This is a genomic window from Marinobacter sp. 1-4A (assembly GCF_016597725.1).
GTDB lineage: Bacteria > Pseudomonadota > Gammaproteobacteria > Pseudomonadales > Oleiphilaceae > Marinobacter.
This window is the reverse complement of sequence record NZ_VCGY01000021.1, coordinates 1-3,391: the sequence shown is the minus strand read 5'-3', so window position 1 is coordinate 3,391 and position 3,391 is coordinate 1. Positions and strand designations below refer to the sequence as shown.

2 rRNA genes are annotated in these 3,391 nt (G+C 52.3%); both read right to left on the bottom strand.

Going from position 1 to position 3,391, the window contains the following annotated elements:
• Window positions 1–9 precede the first annotated feature (9 nt).
• Window positions 10–125, bottom strand: a 5S ribosomal RNA gene (rrf, locus tag FE845_RS18460).
• 99 nt (window positions 126–224) lie between these two features.
• Window positions 225–3,120, bottom strand: a 23S ribosomal RNA gene (locus tag FE845_RS18455).
• Between the last annotated feature and the right edge of the window lie 271 nt (window positions 3,121–3,391).

Below are 3,391 nucleotides of genomic sequence, written 5' to 3'. Positions count from 1 at the left end.
GTATTAAGAGTCTGACGATGACCTACTCTCACATGGGCAAGTGCCACACTACCATCGGCGCTGGCTTGTTTCACTTCTGAGTTCGAGATGGGATCAGGTGGTTCCAAGCCGCTATGGTCGTCAGACAAAACGGTTGATCACTGGGGGACGAGATAGAGGTTGTTCAATGTGTTTTGATTTTTTCTTTTGTCTAGCGTTATCCAAGCAATTGTCTTGGGTGTTATATAGTCAAGCCGCACGAGCAATTAGTATCGGTTAGCTCAACGCCTCGCAGCGCTTACACACCCGACCTATCAACGTCCTGGTCTTGAACGGCTCTTTAGGGGCCTCGAGGGCCCGGGGAGATCTCATCTTGGAAGGGGCTTCCCGCTTAGATGCTTTCAGCGGTTATCCTGTCCGAACATAGCTACCCAGCAGTGCCTCTGGCGAGACAACTGGAACACCAGCGGTTCGTCCACTCCGGTCCTCTCGTACTAGGAGCAGCTTTCCTCAAATCTCCAACGTCCACGGCAGATAGGGACCGAACTGTCTCACGACGTTCTAAACCCAGCTCGCGTACCACTTTAAATGGCGAACAGCCATACCCTTGGGACCGGCTTCAGCCCCAGGATGTGATGAGCCGACATCGAGGTGCCAAACACCGCCGTCGATGTGAACTCTTGGGCGGTATCAGCCTGTTATCCCCGGAGTACCTTTTATCCGTTGAGCGATGGCCCTTCCATACAGAACCACCGGATCACTATGACCTACTTTCGTACCTGCTCGACGTGTCAGTCTCGCAGTTAAGCGGGCTTGTGCCATTACACTAACCGTACGATGTCCGACCGTACTTAGCCCACCTTTGTGCTCCTCCGTTACGCTTTAGGAGGAGACCGCCCCAGTCAAACTACCCACCACACAGTGTCCTCGATCCCGATAAGGGACCAGAGTTAGAACCTCAAACATGCCAGGCTGGTATTTCAAGGTTGGCTCCACGCAAACTGGCGTTCACGCTTCAAAGCCTCCCAGCTATCCTACACAAACATGTTCAAAGTTCACTGTGAAGCTATAGTAAAGGTTCACGGGGTCTTTCCGTCTAGCCGCGGATACACCGCATCTTCACGGCGATTTCAATTTCACTGAGTCTCGGGTAGAGACAGCGCCCCCATCGTTACGCCATTCGTGCAGGTCGGAACTTACCCGACAAGGAATTTCGCTACCTTAGGACCGTTATAGTTACGGCCGCCGTTTACCGGGGCTTCGATCAAGAGCTTCGCACGAATGCTAACCCCATCAATTAACCTTCCGGCACCGGGCAGGCGTCACACCGTATACGTCCACTTTCGTGTTTGCACAGTGCTGTGTTTTTAATAAACAGTCGCAGGGGCCTGGTATCTTCGACTGGCTTCTGCTCAACCCGCGAAGGGCGTCACATACCACCAGCGTGCCTTCTCCCGAAGTTACGGCACCATTTTGCCTAGTTCCTTTACCCGAGTTCTCTCAAGCGCCTTGGTATTCTCTACCTGACCACCTGTGTCGGTTTGGGGTACGGTCTCGAATAGCCTGAAGCTTAGAAGATTTTCCTGGAAGCAGGGCATCAATGACTTCGCTCCCGTAAAAGGGTGCTCGTCGTCACGTCTCAGGATTGTGGATCCGGATTTGCCTAAACCCACTCCCTACACGCTTAAACCGGGACAACCGTCGCCCGGCTCACCTAGCCTTCTCCGTCTCTCCATCGCAGCTATCCAAGGTACGGAAATATTAATCCGTTTCCCATCGACTACACCTTTCGGTCTCGCCTTAGGGGCCGACTCACCCTGCGCCGATTAGCGTTGCGCAGGAACCCTTGGTCTTCCGGCGTGCGGGTTTTTCACCCGCATTGTCGTTACTCATGTCAGCATTCGCACTTCTGATACCTCCAGCATGCTTCTCAACACACCTTCGCAGGCTTACAGAACGCTCCCCTACCCCGCATACAAAGTATGCAGCCGCAGCTTCGGTGACCAGTTTGAGCCCCGTTACATCTTCCGCGCAGGCCGACTCGACTAGTGAGCTATTACGCTTTCTTTAAAGGATGGCTGCTTCTAAGCCAACCTCCTAGCTGTCTGAGCCTTCCCACATCGTTTCCCACTTAACTGGTACTTTGGGACCTTAGCTGGCGGTCTGGGTTGTTTCCCTCTTCACGATGGACGTTAGCACCCACCGTGTGTCTCCCGGATAGTACTCACAGGTATTCGGAGTTTGCATCGGGTTGGTAAGTCGGGATGACCCCCTAGCCGAAACAGTGCTCTACCCCCTGTGGTATTCGTCCGAGGCGCTACCTAAATAGCTTTCGGGGAGAACCAGCTATCTCCGGGCTTGATTAGCCTTTCACTCCGATCCACAAGTCATCCCCTGGCTTTTCAACGACAGTGGGTTCGGTCCTCCAGTTGATGTTACTCAACCTTCAACCTGCTCATGGATAGATCGCCCGGTTTCGGGTCTATGCCCAGCGACTAAATCGCCCTATTCAGACTCGGTTTCCCTACGGCTCCCCTAAACGGTTAACCTCGCCACTGAACATAAGTCGCTGACCCATTATACAAAAGGTACGCCGTCACAGAACAAGTCTGCTCCGACTGCTTGTACGCATACGGTTTCAGGATCTATTTCACTCCCCTCACAGGGGTTCTTTTCGCCTTTCCCTCACGGTACTGGTTCACTATCGGTCAGTCAGGAGTATTTAGCCTTGGAGGATGGTCCCCCCATATTCAGACAGGATACCACGTGTCCCGTCCTACTCGATTTCACTAGACTCAGGTTTCGGATACGGGGCTATCACCCACTATGGCGGCACTTTCCAGAGCCTTCTCCTACCAGTTGTCTAGCTTAAGGGCTAGTCCCCGTTCGCTCGCCGCTACTTAGGGAATCTCGGTTGATTTCTTTTCCTCGGGGTACTTAGATGTTTCAGTTCCCCCGGTTCGCCTCTTACACCTATGTATTCAGTGCAAGATACCCGACCGAAATCGGGTGGGTTTCCCCATTCAGAAATGTCCGGATCACAGCTTGTTTGCCAGCTCCCCGAACCTTATCGCAGGCTTCCACGTCTTTCATCGCCTCTGACTGCCAAGGCATCCACCGTATGCGCTTAGTTGCTTGACTATATAACCCCAAGACAACTGATCACTGGCACAACACGCCTCTCTCTCAACGCTCCCCGAAGGAAACACCAACAGACAATGTGTTTGTACTCAGAGACTAGTCACTTGAAGCCATATACAACCACTTCAACGACAACACCGGATAACGCTTGAAAAAATCGCTATCACATTGAACACATTTTCTCGGAGATAATGAGAAAATGTCTTCGTGTTCTATCTCATCCAATTTGTTAAAGAGCAAATCTGACCCAGTGATCAGAAAGAAGAACTTC